At 37.4% G+C, this 16,199-nt stretch carries 17 protein-coding genes; all 17 read right to left on the bottom strand.

The window, feature by feature from the left end:
* Entirely contained in the window at positions 1-222 is a 222-nt protein-coding gene (locus tag H6G08_RS02900) for a DUF6887 family protein (protein WP_190538793.1), read from the bottom strand.
* Between the two features lie 18 nt (positions 223-240).
* Positions 241-804: a Uma2 family endonuclease gene (locus H6G08_RS02895; protein ID WP_190538792.1), complete on the bottom strand. Its 564-nt coding sequence runs from the start codon at positions 802-804 to the stop codon at positions 241-243.
* Positions 805-838: 34 nt separating this feature from the next.
* A complete protein-coding gene (locus tag H6G08_RS02890) occupies positions 839-1,096 on the bottom strand; it encodes a YlcI/YnfO family protein (protein ID WP_190538791.1) in 258 nt (85 codons plus the stop codon).
* 763 nt (positions 1,097-1,859) lie between these two features.
* Positions 1,860-2,948: a CRISPR-associated endoribonuclease Cas6 gene (gene cas6 / locus H6G08_RS02885; RefSeq protein ID WP_313941071.1), complete on the bottom strand. Its 1,089-nt coding sequence runs from the start codon at positions 2,946-2,948 to the stop codon at positions 1,860-1,862.
* Between the two features lie 1,156 nt (positions 2,949-4,104).
* Positions 4,105-4,413, bottom strand: a complete 309-nt coding sequence (relB, locus tag H6G08_RS02880; RefSeq protein WP_190538789.1) for a type II toxin-antitoxin system RelB family anti-toxin — start codon at positions 4,411-4,413, stop codon at positions 4,105-4,107.
* Between the two features lie 569 nt (positions 4,414-4,982).
* Positions 4,983-5,369 carry a hypothetical protein gene (locus tag H6G08_RS02875; protein ID WP_190538788.1) on the bottom strand — a complete coding sequence of 129 codons (387 nt, stop codon included), beginning with the start codon at positions 5,367-5,369 and terminating at the stop codon, positions 4,983-4,985.
* Between the two features lie 117 nt (positions 5,370-5,486).
* Positions 5,487-6,131, bottom strand: coding sequence for a hypothetical protein (locus H6G08_RS02870; protein WP_190538787.1), 645 nt, complete (start codon positions 6,129-6,131; stop codon positions 5,487-5,489).
* Positions 6,132-6,134: 3 nt separating this feature from the next.
* Positions 6,135-7,187: an RAMP superfamily CRISPR-associated protein gene (locus tag H6G08_RS02865; protein ID WP_190538786.1), complete on the bottom strand. Its 1,053-nt coding sequence runs from the start codon at positions 7,185-7,187 to the stop codon at positions 6,135-6,137.
* A 2-nt stretch (positions 7,188-7,189) separates the two neighbouring features.
* A complete protein-coding gene (locus tag H6G08_RS02860; protein ID WP_190538785.1) occupies positions 7,190-7,633 on the bottom strand; it encodes a hypothetical protein in 444 nt (147 codons plus the stop codon).
* On the bottom strand, positions 7,630-8,574 hold the full coding sequence (locus H6G08_RS02855) for an RAMP superfamily CRISPR-associated protein (protein ID WP_190538784.1): 945 nt from the start codon (positions 8,572-8,574) through the stop codon (positions 7,630-7,632). The genes H6G08_RS02860 and H6G08_RS02855 overlap by 4 nt, the downstream gene beginning before the upstream one ends.
* Positions 8,575-8,600: 26 nt before the next feature.
* Positions 8,601-9,221, bottom strand: a complete 621-nt coding sequence (locus tag H6G08_RS02850) for a hypothetical protein (protein ID WP_190538783.1) — start codon at positions 9,219-9,221, stop codon at positions 8,601-8,603.
* 11 nt (positions 9,222-9,232) lie between these two features.
* Positions 9,233-10,105, bottom strand: a complete 873-nt coding sequence (gene csx7 / locus H6G08_RS02845) for a type III CRISPR-associated RAMP protein Csx7 (RefSeq protein ID WP_190538782.1) — start codon at positions 10,103-10,105, stop codon at positions 9,233-9,235.
* A gap of 6 nt (positions 10,106-10,111) precedes the next feature.
* The gene (locus H6G08_RS02840) at positions 10,112-11,260 is read right to left on the bottom strand and encodes a putative CRISPR-associated protein (RefSeq protein ID WP_190538781.1); all 1,149 of its coding nucleotides are present in this window, start codon (positions 11,258-11,260) and stop codon (positions 10,112-10,114) included.
* Positions 11,261-11,287: 27 nt separating this feature from the next.
* Positions 11,288-11,809, bottom strand: a complete 522-nt coding sequence (locus tag H6G08_RS02835; RefSeq protein ID WP_190538780.1) for a hypothetical protein — start codon at positions 11,807-11,809, stop codon at positions 11,288-11,290.
* Position 11,810: 1 nt separating this feature from the next.
* On the bottom strand, positions 11,811-13,079 hold the full coding sequence (csx10, locus tag H6G08_RS02830; protein ID WP_190538779.1) for a type III-D CRISPR-associated RAMP protein Csx10: 1,269 nt from the start codon (positions 13,077-13,079) through the stop codon (positions 11,811-11,813).
* The gene (locus tag H6G08_RS02825; protein ID WP_190538778.1) at positions 13,076-13,816 is read right to left on the bottom strand and encodes an RAMP superfamily CRISPR-associated protein; all 741 of its coding nucleotides are present in this window, start codon (positions 13,814-13,816) and stop codon (positions 13,076-13,078) included. The genes csx10 and H6G08_RS02825 overlap by 4 nt, the downstream gene beginning before the upstream one ends.
* Positions 13,813-16,113 (bottom strand): type III-B CRISPR-associated protein Cas10/Cmr2, encoded by a 2,301-nt coding sequence (cas10, locus tag H6G08_RS02820; RefSeq protein WP_242046045.1) that lies wholly within the window; start codon positions 16,111-16,113, stop codon positions 13,813-13,815. Before cas10 ends, H6G08_RS02825 begins: the two co-directional genes overlap by 4 nt.
* Between the last annotated feature and the right edge of the window lie 86 nt (positions 16,114-16,199).

The raw sequence follows: 16,199 nt of genomic DNA, 5'->3' as shown, positions 1-16,199 counted from the left end.
TTAACCTTGTCGCTTCTGTTCCAACTTCCTCACCTGTTCTTGAATCGCTGCTTCCATGATGGCAATGTTTTCTGGTGTATCTGGAATTGGGTATAAGTCAGTATCCTCAGAACTGGCTTCTAGGCGATCGGCAAGTTTGTAAAAAGCCTCATCATCATTTCGATGTAAAAGTAGATAAGCTCGCAGTTCAGCAATACTCATACTATCAAAGTCTGGTTTCATCTAAACCTCCACTTGCCATCACTCCAACAACCAAGCAAACAAATCCTTAACGGTAAGCTGTAAATCATTTGCAAAAGCTGGCGTAGGTAAGATTGCATCTGAATCGTCAAACACCTCAGTTTCTTGCTTAGGACGATAAACAAACACAGTTTGCTCATCTGGATCGATTAACCATCCCATTTGCGTTCCATGTTTGAGACAATGGAGAATATTTTTGGTTACCTTAGTTTGGCTTTGATCGGGAGACAAAATTTCAATTGTCCAATCGGGAGCAATAGGAAAGATATTTGCAACTTCCCCATTCTCATCACGGGGAATCCTCTCCCAAACGACAACTGCAATATCAGGAACAATTGAACGTCCGCCAAAAGTACAACGTAACTCAGGAAACGCACGAGCCAGACGTTTTGGCTTGACTATAAAATTAATCGCCGGTACAAGTTCTCCTTGTAGCGCACTATGTTTGCCTTGTGGCATTGGTTTTTGGATAATTTGACCATCAATATACTCACTGGCAGGTTTAGTTTCTGGTAATTGCAGAAACTCTTCCAGCGTTAGAGTTCTGGATGCTGCTTGTAGCATTTAGGAATTAGACAAACTCAATTTTCTATTTTACCTATGCTCGTTCGCGGGTTTCAGCTTCATGACGCAACTGACGAGCATAGGCTTGACTATCTGTAATATCAGGTCGAGAATTGATAACACCTTCACTTTGCCAATAAGCAACCAGTTCAGATCCAGTCTTGGGTGGGTTTGCTATACGCCTGACAGTAAGAATCTGAAGAATATATTCGGAAACAGTTAAGTTAAGCTGAGAAGCTTCTTGAGAAAGTTCGTTTTCTAGCTCTGGCGGCAAATTAAGATTAATACTCACTTTAGTTGTCTTGTTTAACTGTGGTTATCAATTGATGTTAAATGAGATTGAATTTATTTTAATAATAAAACTTGGGTAAGAAAATATTAGCGATCGCCTCCCGAACACCAACATCCGAGTAAAAAGCTCGAAGCTTCACCTTCAGAACACCAACATCCGAGTAAAAATCTCGAAGTTTCGCCTCCCGAACACCATCATTCCACCTCAGAACAGGAAGTTTCGCCTTCCAAACACCAACATCCGCGTAAAAAGCTAGAAACTTCGCCTTCCAAACAGCAACCTTGTACTTTAGAACAAGAAATTTCGACTTCAAAACCGGAAACTTTCCCTTCTGAACTCGAATATTAGACTTCAGATGTCAAAGTATGGAGTATATCGCAATACAGGTTAATTAAAGATAATTGTAGGGGCACGGCAGTGCCCATACGTGTCAACTTAAGCTAAAAACTTTTCTATATCTCGTTTCCAGCCTCCGGCTGGAAATGCGTATTGCGAGGCTCCGCCTCGTCTTCTGAATAAATTTAGGCAGCAGCCCACAGATCATTGCTCCCACGCAGAGCATGGGAGCCAGTTAGGATAAGGGTTTGGCGTTAAGTTGACACCAATGGGCACTGCCGTGCCCTCTAGAATATATTGATGTATCGCCAACATAATCTAAATCGGTATTAGGTACAAAACCCAATCTCTACTAAGATTTGAATGTATCAAATAGTAGATTGGCAAAATGCTCAAATTATCGCCTACAATCTAGCGATCGCACTTTTTAAACTTCATCTTCCTGTTTCAACGCCCGTCGCGCTAACTTAACGTAGGTTTTCACCGTAGTATAGGGCATTTCTAAATCCTGGGCGATCGCTTGTAATGATTCCCCCATTTCCCGACGGGCGAGAATAGTTGCCCATGTTGCAGCTATTTTATCAGCGCGATCGCCTCCGGTGCGTTTGCGTTGGGCAGTAAATATCGCTGTTAATTCTGCAATCCGTTCCCCCAAAAGATTTGTTAATACCTGGGTAGATGTATTAACTTCCGGTTCCACCCATTCCAAGCGCGTTTGTCCTAAGCCAAAAGTAGTTTTATGTCCCGTACCGCAGTATGGTGCGAGTTTGACTAGCGCATAAAATAATTTAGTAAATTCTGTATTAGCTAAAGCAGTTTTACTCAAACCACAGGAAATCGCCCCAACAAACCCAGTCACCGAACCCCGTTTACCCGCCGCTACTTTCACCGACTCGATGCGGTGCTGATGGATAATCACGCTTTCATCTATCCAGTCGAGAAAAGCTTCCGTTTCTACAGCCATTCCCGAAAAGTCATTCCAGCGCCGCAAATAACTGTGGAACAAATTCACCGGCACCGGGAGGGGGAAATGATGACCTTTACGGCGAAAGCTGGTAGGGGAAACAAAGCTAAGAGTCACGTTAGTTTGTTTCTCTAAAGCTGAATCTAACAATTGGGCGTAGGTGGTGGGGGGATGGGCGAGACTCACCTGTTTAATTTGCAAAGGTGCATCTCGTAAAGCTAAAGTTTGGGGCAATTGGGTCAACCATTGCACGAGAAACTGTGCCACCCTGGGAGAAAGGGCGTTAACATGCCAATGGTAAATTTGCTTGGCTTCTAGATGCAGTTGTCTACCACTAGGGAGGAGTTGACCTTCCAGCGCCGAAATATTGAAGGGCTTTTCTGACTCCCCATCATGGAGGTAAGCCGAAAGTTCCGGATTAAATTGTCTGACTTGGTCGAGAAACCAAGCATGAAGTCCAATTGTGTACTGGGAATAGAGGGAAGTCGAACTAGTCGCCTCTAGGTCAAACACCAATCCCACCAATTCTGTATTATCTGCCCACTTGGGAATTGTGGGAGACAGGGTTTTAGACTTGGCTTTGCGATTGGTAGATGTAGCTGATCTTGCCATCGCTGCTTGCTATGCAAATAATTGTACTGTGTGGGGCATGGGGCATTGGGCATTGGGCATTGGGAGTTTTCACAATGTTGCCCAGAAATTATCCCCTGGTGGTTACTGAGTGATTTACCCTGCGTTTCCTGAGTCTGTGGGACTAAGGGGAAGTGTGGGTAGAGTTTTTTATGAAATTAAGAATAATCACATTACATACATTGAATTAAAAATAAATGGGGATCAATTTCAACATAATTGCTAATTAGTAATTAACTCTACAAATGTTGAGTTTTGTAAAGCGAAAATTGCGTTTTTACCCAAGTATTAATGGCTGAACTTGCTGATTTAGCAGGTGTTTGGAGAAATATTACAAATTGTAAAATAATCTCATTCATACTGTTGCAAATATTTTTTTATGGTGAGAGAAATACTTTCTTGTTAAGAGATAATTGAATTGATTTGCGCTTTTATTAGCATATTTAGGGTTTAAATTCGCTTTATGCGCAAATTTTCCCCAATTGGATTGGTAATTCCCCATACTGTAGCGATTGGCTACTGGAGAATTACTATAGTGTAGTCTGCGGTATTTGTTACAAAAATTACTGAGCGGTCAAAGCGATCGCTCTTTTGCCGGTTCAATTAGCAAATTATGGGTTTCTGCGCTCAATATTGGGATAAATGTTGTCTCGCATACCCGAAATAACGCCCGCAGGCTAGAAGCCTGGGGCTATCGTTACCAAGCCCACCTTTGTGGGCTAAGGAAATTTAGCCTGCTTTTGCAGGCTTTGTAGAATTAGCCGCACCCTTCTAGGGTGACGGCGATATTTCGGGATAGCGAGGTGATATCAATATATTCTAGAGGGCATGGCAGTGCCATGCCCCTACCATCCATTTATCTCGTTTCCAGCCTCTGGCTGGAAATGCGGATTGCGAGGCTCCGCCTCGTCTTCTGATAAATTGAGGCAGAGCCTCATAAATCTAAGCTCCCACGCAGAGCATGGGAGCTAGATGGAATCGGGGTTTCACGTTAAGTTGACACCAATGGGGGAGACCCCGCCCCTACGATGTGGGATAATTGATATTTTGGTATTTACTCATGGCAAATAATTAACCCTCAATCGAATTGAGCAAGAACAATTTCTTTCTCTTCATTCGGAAAATTAGCTACTAATTTTAAACTTCCACCAAGAGCCTGAATACAACGTGAAAGAGTGACAACTTGAATATCTTCTTGGCTTTCTAACTGAGCAAAAATAGATTCAATACCAAGGTCTTTTGGCAAATCATCCTCTGTCAAACCTAACGACTCTTGAAGTTCCATCAAATTAATATGAATTAGTGCGAGTTTAGCAAGAGTCTTGCTCTTTTCCCGGCGTTCTGGTGTCATTCTCTGGCGCAATTCGCTAAAAGGTTTTGTTTTCATCTTTACCTTTCATATCAGTTTAAATAGGTATTCAAACCCCATTTTAAAAAAGAATGTGACACATACATTCGTAGGGGCGGGGTCTCCCCGCCCCTCCCCGCCAGAGTATCCCCACCCTTAACGACAATCCACAAAACACAATCATTAATTAAATTGATATCACATAATTTAATCAGATTATTTTCCTTCAGAGATTCCTATTTCTACCAATCAATTAGAAAATTTCAAGGAAATGCGATCGCTCTTTTTCAACCTAAGTTTATAGGTTAACAATCTGAATAAATATCATACCTAATTTTTAATCCCCTTGCGGGGAAGTTGAAAAAACTGAATCAACAGTAATATCAACGTCTAGGAGCGTGTTTCAATCCCCTTGCGGGGTAAGATATATCTTTTTTAGGTATTTGAAACACATATTTATCCTAGTAATTAAGACAATATCTTTATAGCCTAAGAAAGTCAAGTCAGTCTCAAGATAAGAAAAAGTTGGCTTACTGCTATAACTAATTTGTCTTTAATACTGACAAATAGTGTAGTAAAAGCCTTGCAAAAGCAAGGCTTTCGTATTTTTAGTCAGTTTTTCTAGAACCTAGCTGGACTTTTTCAACGCTAGATAACTGATCAGAAGGAGAGTTTATATTTACGTTGTTGCGTAAATTCTGCCAGACCTGTACACCATTATTAGCGGCAACAAGAAATGCAGATAATATTCCTACCAGTTGAGGAAGTTTTTTATAATTATGGTGAGATTTGATTAGTTTTTTACCCACTTCGTCACTTTGTAGAGCAGAGGGGTGACGATCAATTGATTGGGTTTGAGATATACCAGAACAGACTGTGACTTGTACTGACACAGATATATTGAGCATGACTACCTTCTTTGTATTAAATACGCTAACTAGAGGTTGTGGATACGGTTGAATCAGTTTGTTGTGATTATTTCGGGTTAATGACACATTTTTTTTCTCCTTGAGTTCAGATATCTAAAGTTTAAGCACCCAAAATATTAAACTTTGAGTACTATCTTAAATGTTACTTTGGCAACATGAAAATAACAAGCAATTATTTTTGTATTATTCAATACATTTAACTTTCTTTATGCTTCCATCTTCTTTGAGATCTAAAATCTCAACCTTAACGGTTTGCCCTTCACTAAGTAATTGTGCTTTTTTTGGTTCTTTTTCAGTTAGTTTTATAGCTCCCAGGATTTCGTAAGTTACCTTATTCCCTTTAATAGCAGTAACTGTAGCTTCTACAATTTGACCAACTGTAAACTTCTGAGTATTAGTAGCTTTCGCAATTTCCGCTTGACGCGCTGACTCAACAGGTAGCGCTTTCGGAGTCGCAATTTCCCCAATTGGGACACCAGCATCTCTGTAATAACGCATCAGACGCGATACCCAACCTAAAATTTGCAGCATCGTATCAGCATCGCTTACGCCTTTGAGATAATCGCTACAAGCTTTCTCAATACTGCGGTAATAATCGGTAGTTTTACCACTGTGTCCAATTTGTCTACCATTACTGACGAGAGTTTTCAGATATTGGAAGAACCGAGAGGTAGCATTTGGCTGGTTTACAGAAGCGCGGAGATAAGCGACAGCTTTACCCAACTCATTGACATCTGTATTTTCTTTAACTAAAATTTGGGCGATCGCATGAGCAATTTCCCACTGTGCATCTGTGAGAGATTCGGAAGATAACTCAGCTATTGTCATAATTTAATACATTCCCGATGGTGGTTCGCGGTCGGTGGGATAGCGTAAAATTGCAGCCAGTTCTTCTAATTGCGGTTTTTGAATCAAGCGTGAATGTGCTGCTTGAATATTTTTTTGGATAAATTGTTGTAATTTTTCCCCAATCAACTCATCAGATTGATTGAGATTATATGATGAATAACGCTGTTTCAGGTTTTGCGGTTGATGGATTTTATCGATATTAACAGTCATTGTTCCCATCCCTATGGGTTTACCACCGCCAACTTTTAAAGCCATCGGATATTTAGCATCTTGTCCTAAGACAATTAATAAAGTACCTAATTCTTCGGCTGTCAAATTTTTAAAATGTAATTGAGTCGTAAAAATATATTCTCTACCAGCTTGTTGTACGGGAATTCCTGAATTTTGACCTTTATCAATTGCCTTGATAGTATTATAATAAAACTTGCGTCCGGCAACTTTACCGCGAATAAAATATGCCCCACGTTCATCAGGACGAGGACGATATAATGAAGGCATAAACCCCGTAGAAAAGCTGATATTTTCACACTTCGCATCGTTAAAATCTAGCAAACCTTGCCAATCTAAAGCACCAAAAACTCTACTAGCTGGACAAAGTTGTTCTTTCTGGCGACAAGGTAAGCGTTCTTGGGGGATTTTATCTCTATATCTATTAGTAATAACTGCTAAAGTACTATTAGTAATCGCCTCATATACAGACCGAATACAACCTTTCAGTGAACTACCTTGAATCGAGAGTTTTTGGTCAACACCCTGTACCATAGTTTTAATTAAGGGAATTTTTTGACCGATATCGCTACCCATAACTACCACCCCTGTAGAGACATGGAGAGGAGTCTGCACTTTTAGGGTAAGATACAAAGTACCATGCAGGCGATCGCTAAAATATTTATGATGTCCAGCAGGACGCTGTAAATTAGGGCGTTCAGTTGGAAAGGAAACAAATTCGTAAGGTTTGGGGACAAAATCTGAAGATGAACCCCCACCGCTAGAACGGTTAGGTGGTTGAGGTTTTTTAGGGAAATTTGCAGTCATAATTACTCTGTAATTGTCAAAGCGACAAAGTGAACTGTAGAAGTTTGTTTATCGATAAAATAACGCTGGGCGATATTTGCTGCTTTCTCAGGAAATCCTTTAGGAAAACGAGTTTCGGTAGATGTATATAAATGAGCATTTCTATCTTGAATATCCCAATCTTTACCCACAGGGCTAAAATCAGCATACTCACCAGCAACACTTAAAAGCAGCACTTCATAACTATCTTGACGTTTATACTTCCACCGCAATTCACAATTTTTATTAAACATCTGTCCTTCCAGCATCGGGAAGTCATTTTCTGTGGGTACTTGTTTCCAATTATCGCTAACCTTATGAGTCCATCTGAGGAAGTAGTAACTAGGTTCAATTGCAAATTTTTGAATTAAATCAAGTAATTCTGCAACTGATAAAAGTTTTTCTTTTACACCAACAAAAGCCGTCATCTTGATACCCCTAATAAACTACTCCAAGATTTAACAGCACGTTCAAATAAATCTGTAACCGTACCATCTCGCCAAGTAAGTTGCACACCAAAACCTAAATTCATCTCTTGTGCTGCTACAGGAGTATCTTGATAATCGGGTTTAGAGAAACCATATAATTGTGCGTCTTCATCTGCTAAAAATTCTCCCGCACCCAAAAGAAAAGTATGATTCCATTGTTTTTGACTACCTATAGCCTGAATTTGACGTTTATCTTCCGATAAAACACAACCAGGATATTGCACAATTGCTTGATTCAATTTCACCTGTACAGTACCCAAACCGCGAGATTTCGCAAACCCTAAACCAAACCAACCGTCATCTAAATCGCGCAAGACTAAACCAATTAAACCCAATTGGGAGAGAGTAAAGTTTTTAAGATGAATTTTAGTTTTAAATTCCCCAGCAGTACAAACTTGATAATTAAAAGGCCCCACAGCTACCGAACCAAAAACCCTATCAATTGCTACACCATTCCGTTCTTCAATTTTGAGAGGCTGAGATTTATCTGGATAAGCATCTTCAATTCTCAATCTACTAGCAATAGAAGTATTACCAAATATTTGGTCAGTAAAACTAGATAATTTGTAAATATCCGTTGCTGATTTATTCTCCAGATAAGTGTATTTATCGCTTAACGGATCGTTAGCCCAAGGTAATTTTTTAGAGTTTGGTTTATCTTCACCTACAGTCCTGACAATTCTTTCCGCATGGGCGCGAATTGCACCTTTTAAACTACTTCCAGGTAAATATATAGAACGCCCACCAGCATGATATGTTTCCACAAATTCCATATCCGGCTTAGTCGGATCGGCTCCTTCCTTACCAGATTTAATCAGCATCGGCCCGTCAGGAATTAGGGTTAAATCAATAGTACAATGGTTAACAAATCTTTTGTGCATATCTATATTTAATTGAGAAATTTTGTTTAGGCTGCAACTAAATTATTTAGCTGCGATTCACATTGTTGAAATACAAAATTAACAATAGCAAAAAGTTTATCTAGTTCATAAATAGTGTAAAAGATGATATTTTTAGTAAATTTATTTGCCTCTAATTTACCGAATTGCCATACATCTCCATTAGAAACAATACCAAAAATCACTATTTCATCTTTTTCATGCAGTTTTTGTGATGCAATCATTTCTGCTAAACATTGCGCCCAACCTGTTACAAAATCATCTTGCTTGGCTGCTACTAAAATGAAATAAGGTTTGTCAAATACGACTTTACCTAATGGTGAACGTTGAGCCAAAATATATTCAGGATACCCAGATAAATCTCGATTGTAATTTAATGATTGATGACCCCATAAAATAAACTTACTGCGGTAAGTCTTCCAAACCTCTTTAATTACGGAATAAATCAAATTTTCACAAATCGCAAACTCTGAATTATTAATAACAGCATCCCGCATCATCAGTTCTAAATCTTCGCGGAAATAGTCAGGAATAGTAAAAGCAATTTCACTGACAAAATTTGCTTCAGTATAAGTAACTTGAAACTCTTTGAGAACTTCCCCGATAGTTTTAAAACTGCTGAAAGCCATAGTTACCCTCCTCAAGAATTTGGCGTGACTTCAGTTGTTTGAGTCTTAGCTTGATTTTTTCGTAAATAATGAATCAGCGAATTTGTCCAATCTTGCTTTAAATTGGACTCTTTGACATCTTGATAGCTGGGTAGTTTATCTGATGAATTACTATTTACCAATTCTTGCAAATATGTCAGTAATTTTTCTGGGTTGTTGCTGACATCTAACCAGTACATTTTGTCAATATCTAGTTTAACCACACCCAAGCCACGCGATCGCCCTCCACCCAGAGGTATTTGTTCTGTCTCAAACTGATGTAACCCAATCATCAACAGTCCCAGTTCATAATTCTCAGCGTTTTCTACCACCGCTTTAAATTCAAACTGCGTCCCTGCTGGTACAACTTGAAAATCGTACAGTTTCCCATCTGCTGCGGTTTCCGTGTCTCTATCAATAGCTACCCCGTCTCTTTCTTGGTACTGTCCAAACCAAGTATCAGGGACTACAGTTAAATCTCGGACTTGGAATTTGCTAGCAATCCAGGGTGAACCAAATAGCAGAGAAGTTAAATCAGTTTGCGCGATCAGTTCTTTAGTGAAAGCCTCATCGTTATCATAATCCTCTTTTAGTTGTTTTATTGCCTGGGAAGTAATTGACCATTCAGCTTCTATAGCGGGATTTGCGGCTAAATTAGGATTGATACCTCTGAGGAAACTTTCTAAGCGCGATCGCATTGCACCCTTAAAGCTAGAACCTGGTATTAATGGATTACCCAAACTGTCTTTAATTACAGGTAAATCCGAACCTATGGGTTCACTAGAACGACCTGCGCTAATACGTAGTGCTGTAATTGTTTTGAGTTTACCTGTAATTTCTAGGCGATTTTTGAAAGTGTCAAACATAATAATTTATCTGCTTTTAATTCCTTCACTTCGTTCAACATGAGCATGAGTACCGTAATATCGCAATGACAAATTACTCCCTACGATTTTGCAACTAACTCGCAGGCTGAGAGTAACGCGAAAATGGTCAATGACGGTATTTGTGTAAGTTTCTAGTTGTACACCACCATCACCTTTAAGCGGAGCCATATCACCATTATATTTAACAAGAAGATATGATACTTTAGCGATAGTTTCCTGCAATTTCAATCTTTCTTTTTTATCTGTTATCTTCTTGTAGTCTTTTTCAAAAGAAGTCTCATACTTTATTTTAGGGAAACTTAACAAATCTTCAGATAGAAAATATTCTTTACTACGATTCCAAATTAATCTACCCCAGCTAGTTAATATTGCTTTCTTATCTACTGCAAATATCAGAGTTTCTGGGATTCCCTGAAGTTCAGATATATTAATCCATGCTCCTTCTGCCATTAGTGCAAATTGAATAGGTTTAATAATTGAAGTATCAATTTTGATCGGCAAACGAGGAATAGTAATAATTTCATTACTCCCTTCAAATATGTAAATAATTTTATCGGCATAAAACATACCAATAGTATTAGCAAAGCCCTGAATAGCTTTGAAGCCACCAACTAAATTAAAGTAAATTTCATAACCGCTATCTTGATAACCAGGAATTGTATCTTCAATCCAATTTAACAATTCATCAATACCATTGTTAAAAGATTCATTATTGTCAGTGGAAAATCCTTTTGGGGTAAAAATATTAATATTGATTCCTTTAGCACGGAGGAAATTCTGCACTATTTCTGCTGTGGCTTGTCCTTGTGCCGTATCGGTAGCAATTAAATAATGTATATCTTGATTGCCTTTACTCAATTGCTCATCATATAATCCATAAATGCCATTTAACTCAGCACTCATTTCTCTTATTTCTAAAATATTATTATTATTTAACTTGTTTTCTACTCTACTTCGTAAAGGTCTAATTATTTTAGAGAATACATGAGAATAATCTGAACTTTTTTCAATTTTTTCTTGATTCCAGTTTGCAGTTTTATTTAAATCCAGAATCCAAGTTTTAGGGTCTTTTCTTTCATCTATCTCATTTGTCAGTAAACTAGTACCTACAGTAGAAATTACAAGACTAGGCATATTATACTTACTCCTTGATATGACCTATTAATTTTGAGAATTAGAATTAAATTTGGCTTCTCCAACTAACGCAGTATGTTCTCTAGCAAGGTAGCCTAAGTATAGTTGAGTGAGTTTAAGATGAATTTTTTGTGTAAGCTCTTTCTGATTATCTGGATTATCGACATAGTTATTTAGTGGATTGTTTTTTGGGATAGAACTTCTTAGATTTCTAACAATATTACTTGTATCGGCTTTCAAGCTGTCAATCTCATTCACAAGTGCTGTTGCAAATAATTCATTACCTATTTTTGTACTCCAAATAGGGCTTGCTCCACTCCTACCAATCTGAGTTCTGATAAAAACTTTAATTTCTTCCAGTGAAGAAGTAGAACTAATTGCAACAGATAACACATTTCTGAAAGGAGATTTCTTATCTTTCGTACCAATAGAAAATTTCTTAGATAATTCTTGAATTTTTCCAATAACATCGTCCATTTGCTCCGCAATTGCCTTTTGAATTCTAAATTCAAGCTGATGTTGCAAAAACGAATCTAAATTATCTTCCATATTAAACAAACTCCTCTCTCATTACTAAATGAAACGCATTACAAATTTCAACTTTACCGAAACCTTCATAAGTTCTTTCCCCGACTCCTCGCAACTCTAATTCTGCTAAATTTAAGTACCATTTTTTTGGTTGAGTAGTGCTAAATAAGTAAACAGAACCTTTATTAGTTACTAACTCCACATCTTTCATTAAACCCCACGCAGAATTCCAACCAGAACGATAGTCATAACTACTATAAGCTGCTTCCAGTTTTAATGATTCATCGTCAACATCTGTAAATTCCTTTAACATTTTTTCAGTAATAACAGTTGTACGTTGCCATTTTTCAGTTAAGATTGTATCTGCTTGTAAATTTAATGTGAAATACTGACGGTTTTCTGATAAATCCTGAAGTGGTTGACCAAAAATTGACCATTGATTTTTCCAACGTGTATAGAGTTTATGAGTAAATACCTCAATTTTTTCTTTAATGATTTCGCTGCTATTATCTTGAATTTCTAAAATATTAGACTGAATTTCGATTTTTCCTAAACCGCGTGAAATTGAACCTCCTAAACGAAAATTTAATGAATTTTTATCAATAAATTTACCGAGTAAATCTGATAAGTTATCTGGAACAATAATAGATGATAAATAACTGACTGGCTTTGGATTTTTACCCCTTGATTCTGATTCACTTAATACCTCAATGCTATATAAAATTTCTTCTTCTGAGGTAGCACGTCTTCTATTGATACCTACTCTAGTTAATAAACGCTTTTGTGACGAAATTTTATAGTATTCATCGTTAAATACACTATAGAAAATAATTCCAGGAGAATCTACTCTACTTCCATCAGTAGGACAATTTGGTTCGTATGCATAACCGTAGTAATCTGCACAAAAGCGATCAAAAAGAGTATCAAAAACACCATTTCCTTTATCATCTGTAGTGAACCCTGGATTTGTCTTTGAACTTAGGGCAGTAGCTGGTAATATTTTGACTTCTTCTTCAATTCTAAAATTATTTTTATCAATTTTGTAAACATTAGGATAAGCATTTTGAAAAATCGCAGGTTCATCACTTAAAAATAAAGCCTGAAAATCATCACCATTTTTATTAAGATTGGCAAATGTTTGACCAGATTGTTTTAAAATTTCACTCGCAATCGCCCCACGAATCACACTACCAGGAATATAATCTTCACATTCACTTACCGAACCGCCTGGTTTTTGTCGAGAAATTGCTAAGGGAGATAACGCCTTAATCTCTAATTGAATACGTTTCATTTAATCTCTCCTTTTGCTAAAAATTGCCAAACTTCAGCGCCTACATCAATATTTGGTAATTCCCAATGCAACCATCCTAAACCTGCTGACTTACTTCCCCCCAATGCATGAATTTGTCGTAAACCTGCCCAAATTAATAATTTGGCATAATCTGGTCGTTCAGGTGTTAAGCTAGGTTGAATGTGAATTTCTCCCTGAAACCGAAGTTTTGCATTTGCGGGTGAGGTTTCTAGAAAATAAAGCTTTTGCTCTTCTGCGGTGCGACGACGGCGATTAATTGTCACACCAGGACGCAAGACTTCAGGTAGATTTTCAGGTTCTTCTGTACATACTAAATCGTCAAAAATTACCCGTGAAGGTAAAACTGGATCGCCAAAAATTTGACTGATTAAACAGTGATATGTATTTTCATATCCGGTAATTTTGTATTCATCACGATTAAATGTAGAAGGTGCATTATCTCTACGAATAACCATTTTTCCTGCATGAGGAGATTCAGAAATTTCCCATCTTAAACCACGCAGTAATTTTTCACATTCATGACGTACACGGCCTTTTATCTGTGAACCAGGAATTAGTAAATTACGTTGTGAATTTCTGATAATCGGTTTATCTGCTAAGGAACCAGAAGAACCTCCCGCACCTACACATAATGCTGAGTCAATTATGGCGGTAATGGTGAAGGTTTCAACTTGATTAGGTTTATTATTATCTAATAAAGCTTGAAGTTTTATCATCGTGCAATCTCCTGATGTGATGTTTGTGGAGATTCGGTATCTGAAAATCTAATTAAATCAAACAAATCTACAATTTCTCGCCAGATAGTTTCATAGGTTTCTTCTTTTAAGTCGTACATCCAAGGTGCAATATTACCTTTGTTGGTTTTAGCTGGACACCATTTATCTTCAAAGTCGGCTTTCAGTGCATCTTGTCCTTTTTTCAGTCGGTGACGAAAATAGTAATAATTTAAACTAGCAGTTCGCTTACCTCGTTCTAGAAAACCACGAATTTGATAAAGTTGTGATTTAGGAAATTCAGCTTTTTGCAGTGCGTAAATAGATTTCAAAAATTTATCTAGTTCTGGTATTGTATAAGGTGCAGAGTAAAGCTTAAGTTTTGCACCTCTGTTATCAATAGTTAATGCTTGTTTGCGAAATTCTTCGATATTTGATGAAATCATTGTGACTGATTTCATAGTAAAGAAATCTATCGTTCCACCATAATAGCCATTTTCTTTGAGAGACTTAGCATATTTTTTTGCAGATTTCATCAACTGGTTTGTCAAATCTTCTGCATAGTAAATTGGCGTATTGTAAGCAGTAATCAATACACCAGTAGACATACTAAGTTTACATTGAGCCTCTTCAGATATCGTTTCAGCAAAGCGATGGTGTTTATTAGCAACTAGCAGATTATTATCTACCTTATATTTGCCTTTGATTTTTACACCTGATATTTTGACTTTCTCTAAAAGTATGTTTTCAAATTGCTCACCTATCATCTTAGCAATCTGTAAAGCTTTATCTGCTGGTACTATCAAGAAAATGTCATCACCGCCAATGGTAATAATCTCAAATGGATGAATTAAATCTCCATCTTTAACTTTTGATTCTGCTTCACTGATACCTTTAATTTCACGCGGATGCAGATTGTATGCTAAAGCTTGATAAACAGCATATTTTGTGGCATTTTCCACATCTTGGCTAAATTCTTGATATTCTTGCGGTGTGCGGATGTTTTGAATAAAACCACCCATGTTATTACCATCTGCATATATATATGCTACATAGTTATTGCTTACTTTACCCAAATGAGTTAAAGATTGGGCAATTTTAATTTCTTTAGTCTGAGCATTTTGACTACCATAATATTTCTGCCGTTGTTCGGAATTATTATGCAAAAAATACTCAAATTTATCGAGCCAACTTTCAATTATTCCCGGTTCCCATTCTAACCCAGTATCTTGATACCATTTGGGTGTTTCAGAAATCCCAGTTTTTGCTCTATCGCCGATTCTGCGTTTATAAATTACACTTTCAGAAAGATGAGGTTTACCAATTAGTTGATGTATATGAGCAATAGCAGAACGTTTCTCACCTTCATCTCTTCTGAGGTAAGGATGAGTTTCAAACATTGGCGGATAGCGACGAGTCGGACGGTTTTCGCTATAATTTCCACTACGGCGTTGATTAAAACGAATTGCTAATTTTGTGGTTAATTCGTTAAAACTTTTATGCTTTATAAATGTCTCTTCAATTTTTGAGATATCATCAATTTTGCCGAAATACGCTTCAACAATGCTATTTTGATACTCTTGCTGATATTTTTCCAGCCAAAATGTTTTTTCAATATTATCTCTAAGCAACCCTAAGCTAGTTTCTAAAATTCTAAAAGTTTCTCCAACGGCACAAGAATTAGCAGTGAGGGTTCTTTGCGTATAACGCTTTTCTATAGCATTAGCTAAATCATCTCCAAAATCTGCTGGACAAAAAGCAAGGATATTACCACCAGTTGAATAAATAATCAATTCAGGAATTAAAGCATCTGATAAATTGGGCTTTTTATCAAAATTTTCATTAACCCATCTTTTTATTTCTCTGCATTCAATATTGTAATTGTAATGAGGTGACTCTGGGATGACATTAAAAAAAGCAGGCAATTCAACCAAGTTAATTTTATCTAAAAGTCCAGAAGCACCACGAATATCGGGGAGTTTAGATTCTTCAAAAACATATTGCTTAATCTTAGTAGCACCACCATAAACTAAACCAATTTTAGAATTCCATAGCAGAGGATATTTCTCTGGTAATTGCTTTAATTTTTCTAGGGTGTCTGGAAACTCTAAATGTTGTAATTCCTGCGCTTGCTTCACTAACGCCTGAACTTCTTCAGGTACTTCTTTCCCATCATTCAAAGCCTCACACATTTGCCGCAACACTTCCAAGCTATATTGAGGTTCGCGTTTATCGCCCCAAGCCAAACACCAAGTAATAGCAATTGTTATAGAATTTGTCTTATCCATCTGTGTTGTCATTTGTACATACTCCAGCAATTCTCAACCACACCCCACCAAGAAACGCAAGCATACATCTCATGGGTGAATTTGCTTAAATGCGACTA

The organism is Calothrix anomala FACHB-343 (assembly GCF_014696435.1).
Classification (GTDB): Bacteria; Cyanobacteriota; Cyanobacteriia; order Cyanobacteriales; family Nostocaceae; genus Aulosira; species Aulosira anomala_A.
Note: the sequence above shows the minus strand (reverse complement) of the source record. Positions and strands in the feature narration are given on the sequence as shown.

Excerpts from the sequence above, each read along its gene's own strand:
- H6G08_RS02865 (WP_190538786.1), bottom strand. The coding sequence starts at position 7,187 with ATGACTGCAAATTTCCCTAAAAAACCTCAACCACCTAACCGTTCTAGC.
- H6G08_RS02850 (WP_190538783.1), bottom strand. The coding sequence starts at position 9,221 with ATGGCTTTCAGCAGTTTTAAAACTATCGGGGAAGTTCTCAAAGAGTTT.
- csx7 (WP_190538782.1), bottom strand. The coding sequence starts at position 10,105 with ATGTTTGACACTTTCAAAAATCGCCTAGAAATTACAGGTAAACTCAAA.
- H6G08_RS02860 (WP_190538785.1), bottom strand. The coding sequence starts at position 7,633 with ATGACGGCTTTTGTTGGTGTAAAAGAAAAACTTTTATCAGTTGCAGAA.
- cas10 (WP_242046045.1), bottom strand. The coding sequence starts at position 16,113 with ATGACAACACAGATGGATAAGACAAATTCTATAACAATTGCTATTACT.
- H6G08_RS02870 (WP_190538787.1), bottom strand. The coding sequence starts at position 6,131 with ATGACAATAGCTGAGTTATCTTCCGAATCTCTCACAGATGCACAGTGG.
- H6G08_RS02840 (WP_190538781.1), bottom strand. The coding sequence starts at position 11,260 with ATGCCTAGTCTTGTAATTTCTACTGTAGGTACTAGTTTACTGACAAAT.
- csx10 (WP_190538779.1), bottom strand. The coding sequence starts at position 13,079 with ATGAAACGTATTCAATTAGAGATTAAGGCGTTATCTCCCTTAGCAATT.
- H6G08_RS02855 (WP_190538784.1), bottom strand. The coding sequence starts at position 8,574 with ATGCACAAAAGATTTGTTAACCATTGTACTATTGATTTAACCCTAATT.
- H6G08_RS02835 (WP_190538780.1), bottom strand. The coding sequence starts at position 11,809 with ATGGAAGATAATTTAGATTCGTTTTTGCAACATCAGCTTGAATTTAGA.
- H6G08_RS02900 (WP_190538793.1), bottom strand. The coding sequence starts at position 222 with ATGAAACCAGACTTTGATAGTATGAGTATTGCTGAACTGCGAGCTTAT.
- relB (WP_190538789.1), bottom strand. The coding sequence starts at position 4,413 with ATGAAAACAAAACCTTTTAGCGAATTGCGCCAGAGAATGACACCAGAA.
- H6G08_RS02825 (WP_190538778.1), bottom strand. The coding sequence starts at position 13,816 with ATGATAAAACTTCAAGCTTTATTAGATAATAATAAACCTAATCAAGTT.
- H6G08_RS02895 (WP_190538792.1), bottom strand. The coding sequence starts at position 804 with ATGCTACAAGCAGCATCCAGAACTCTAACGCTGGAAGAGTTTCTGCAA.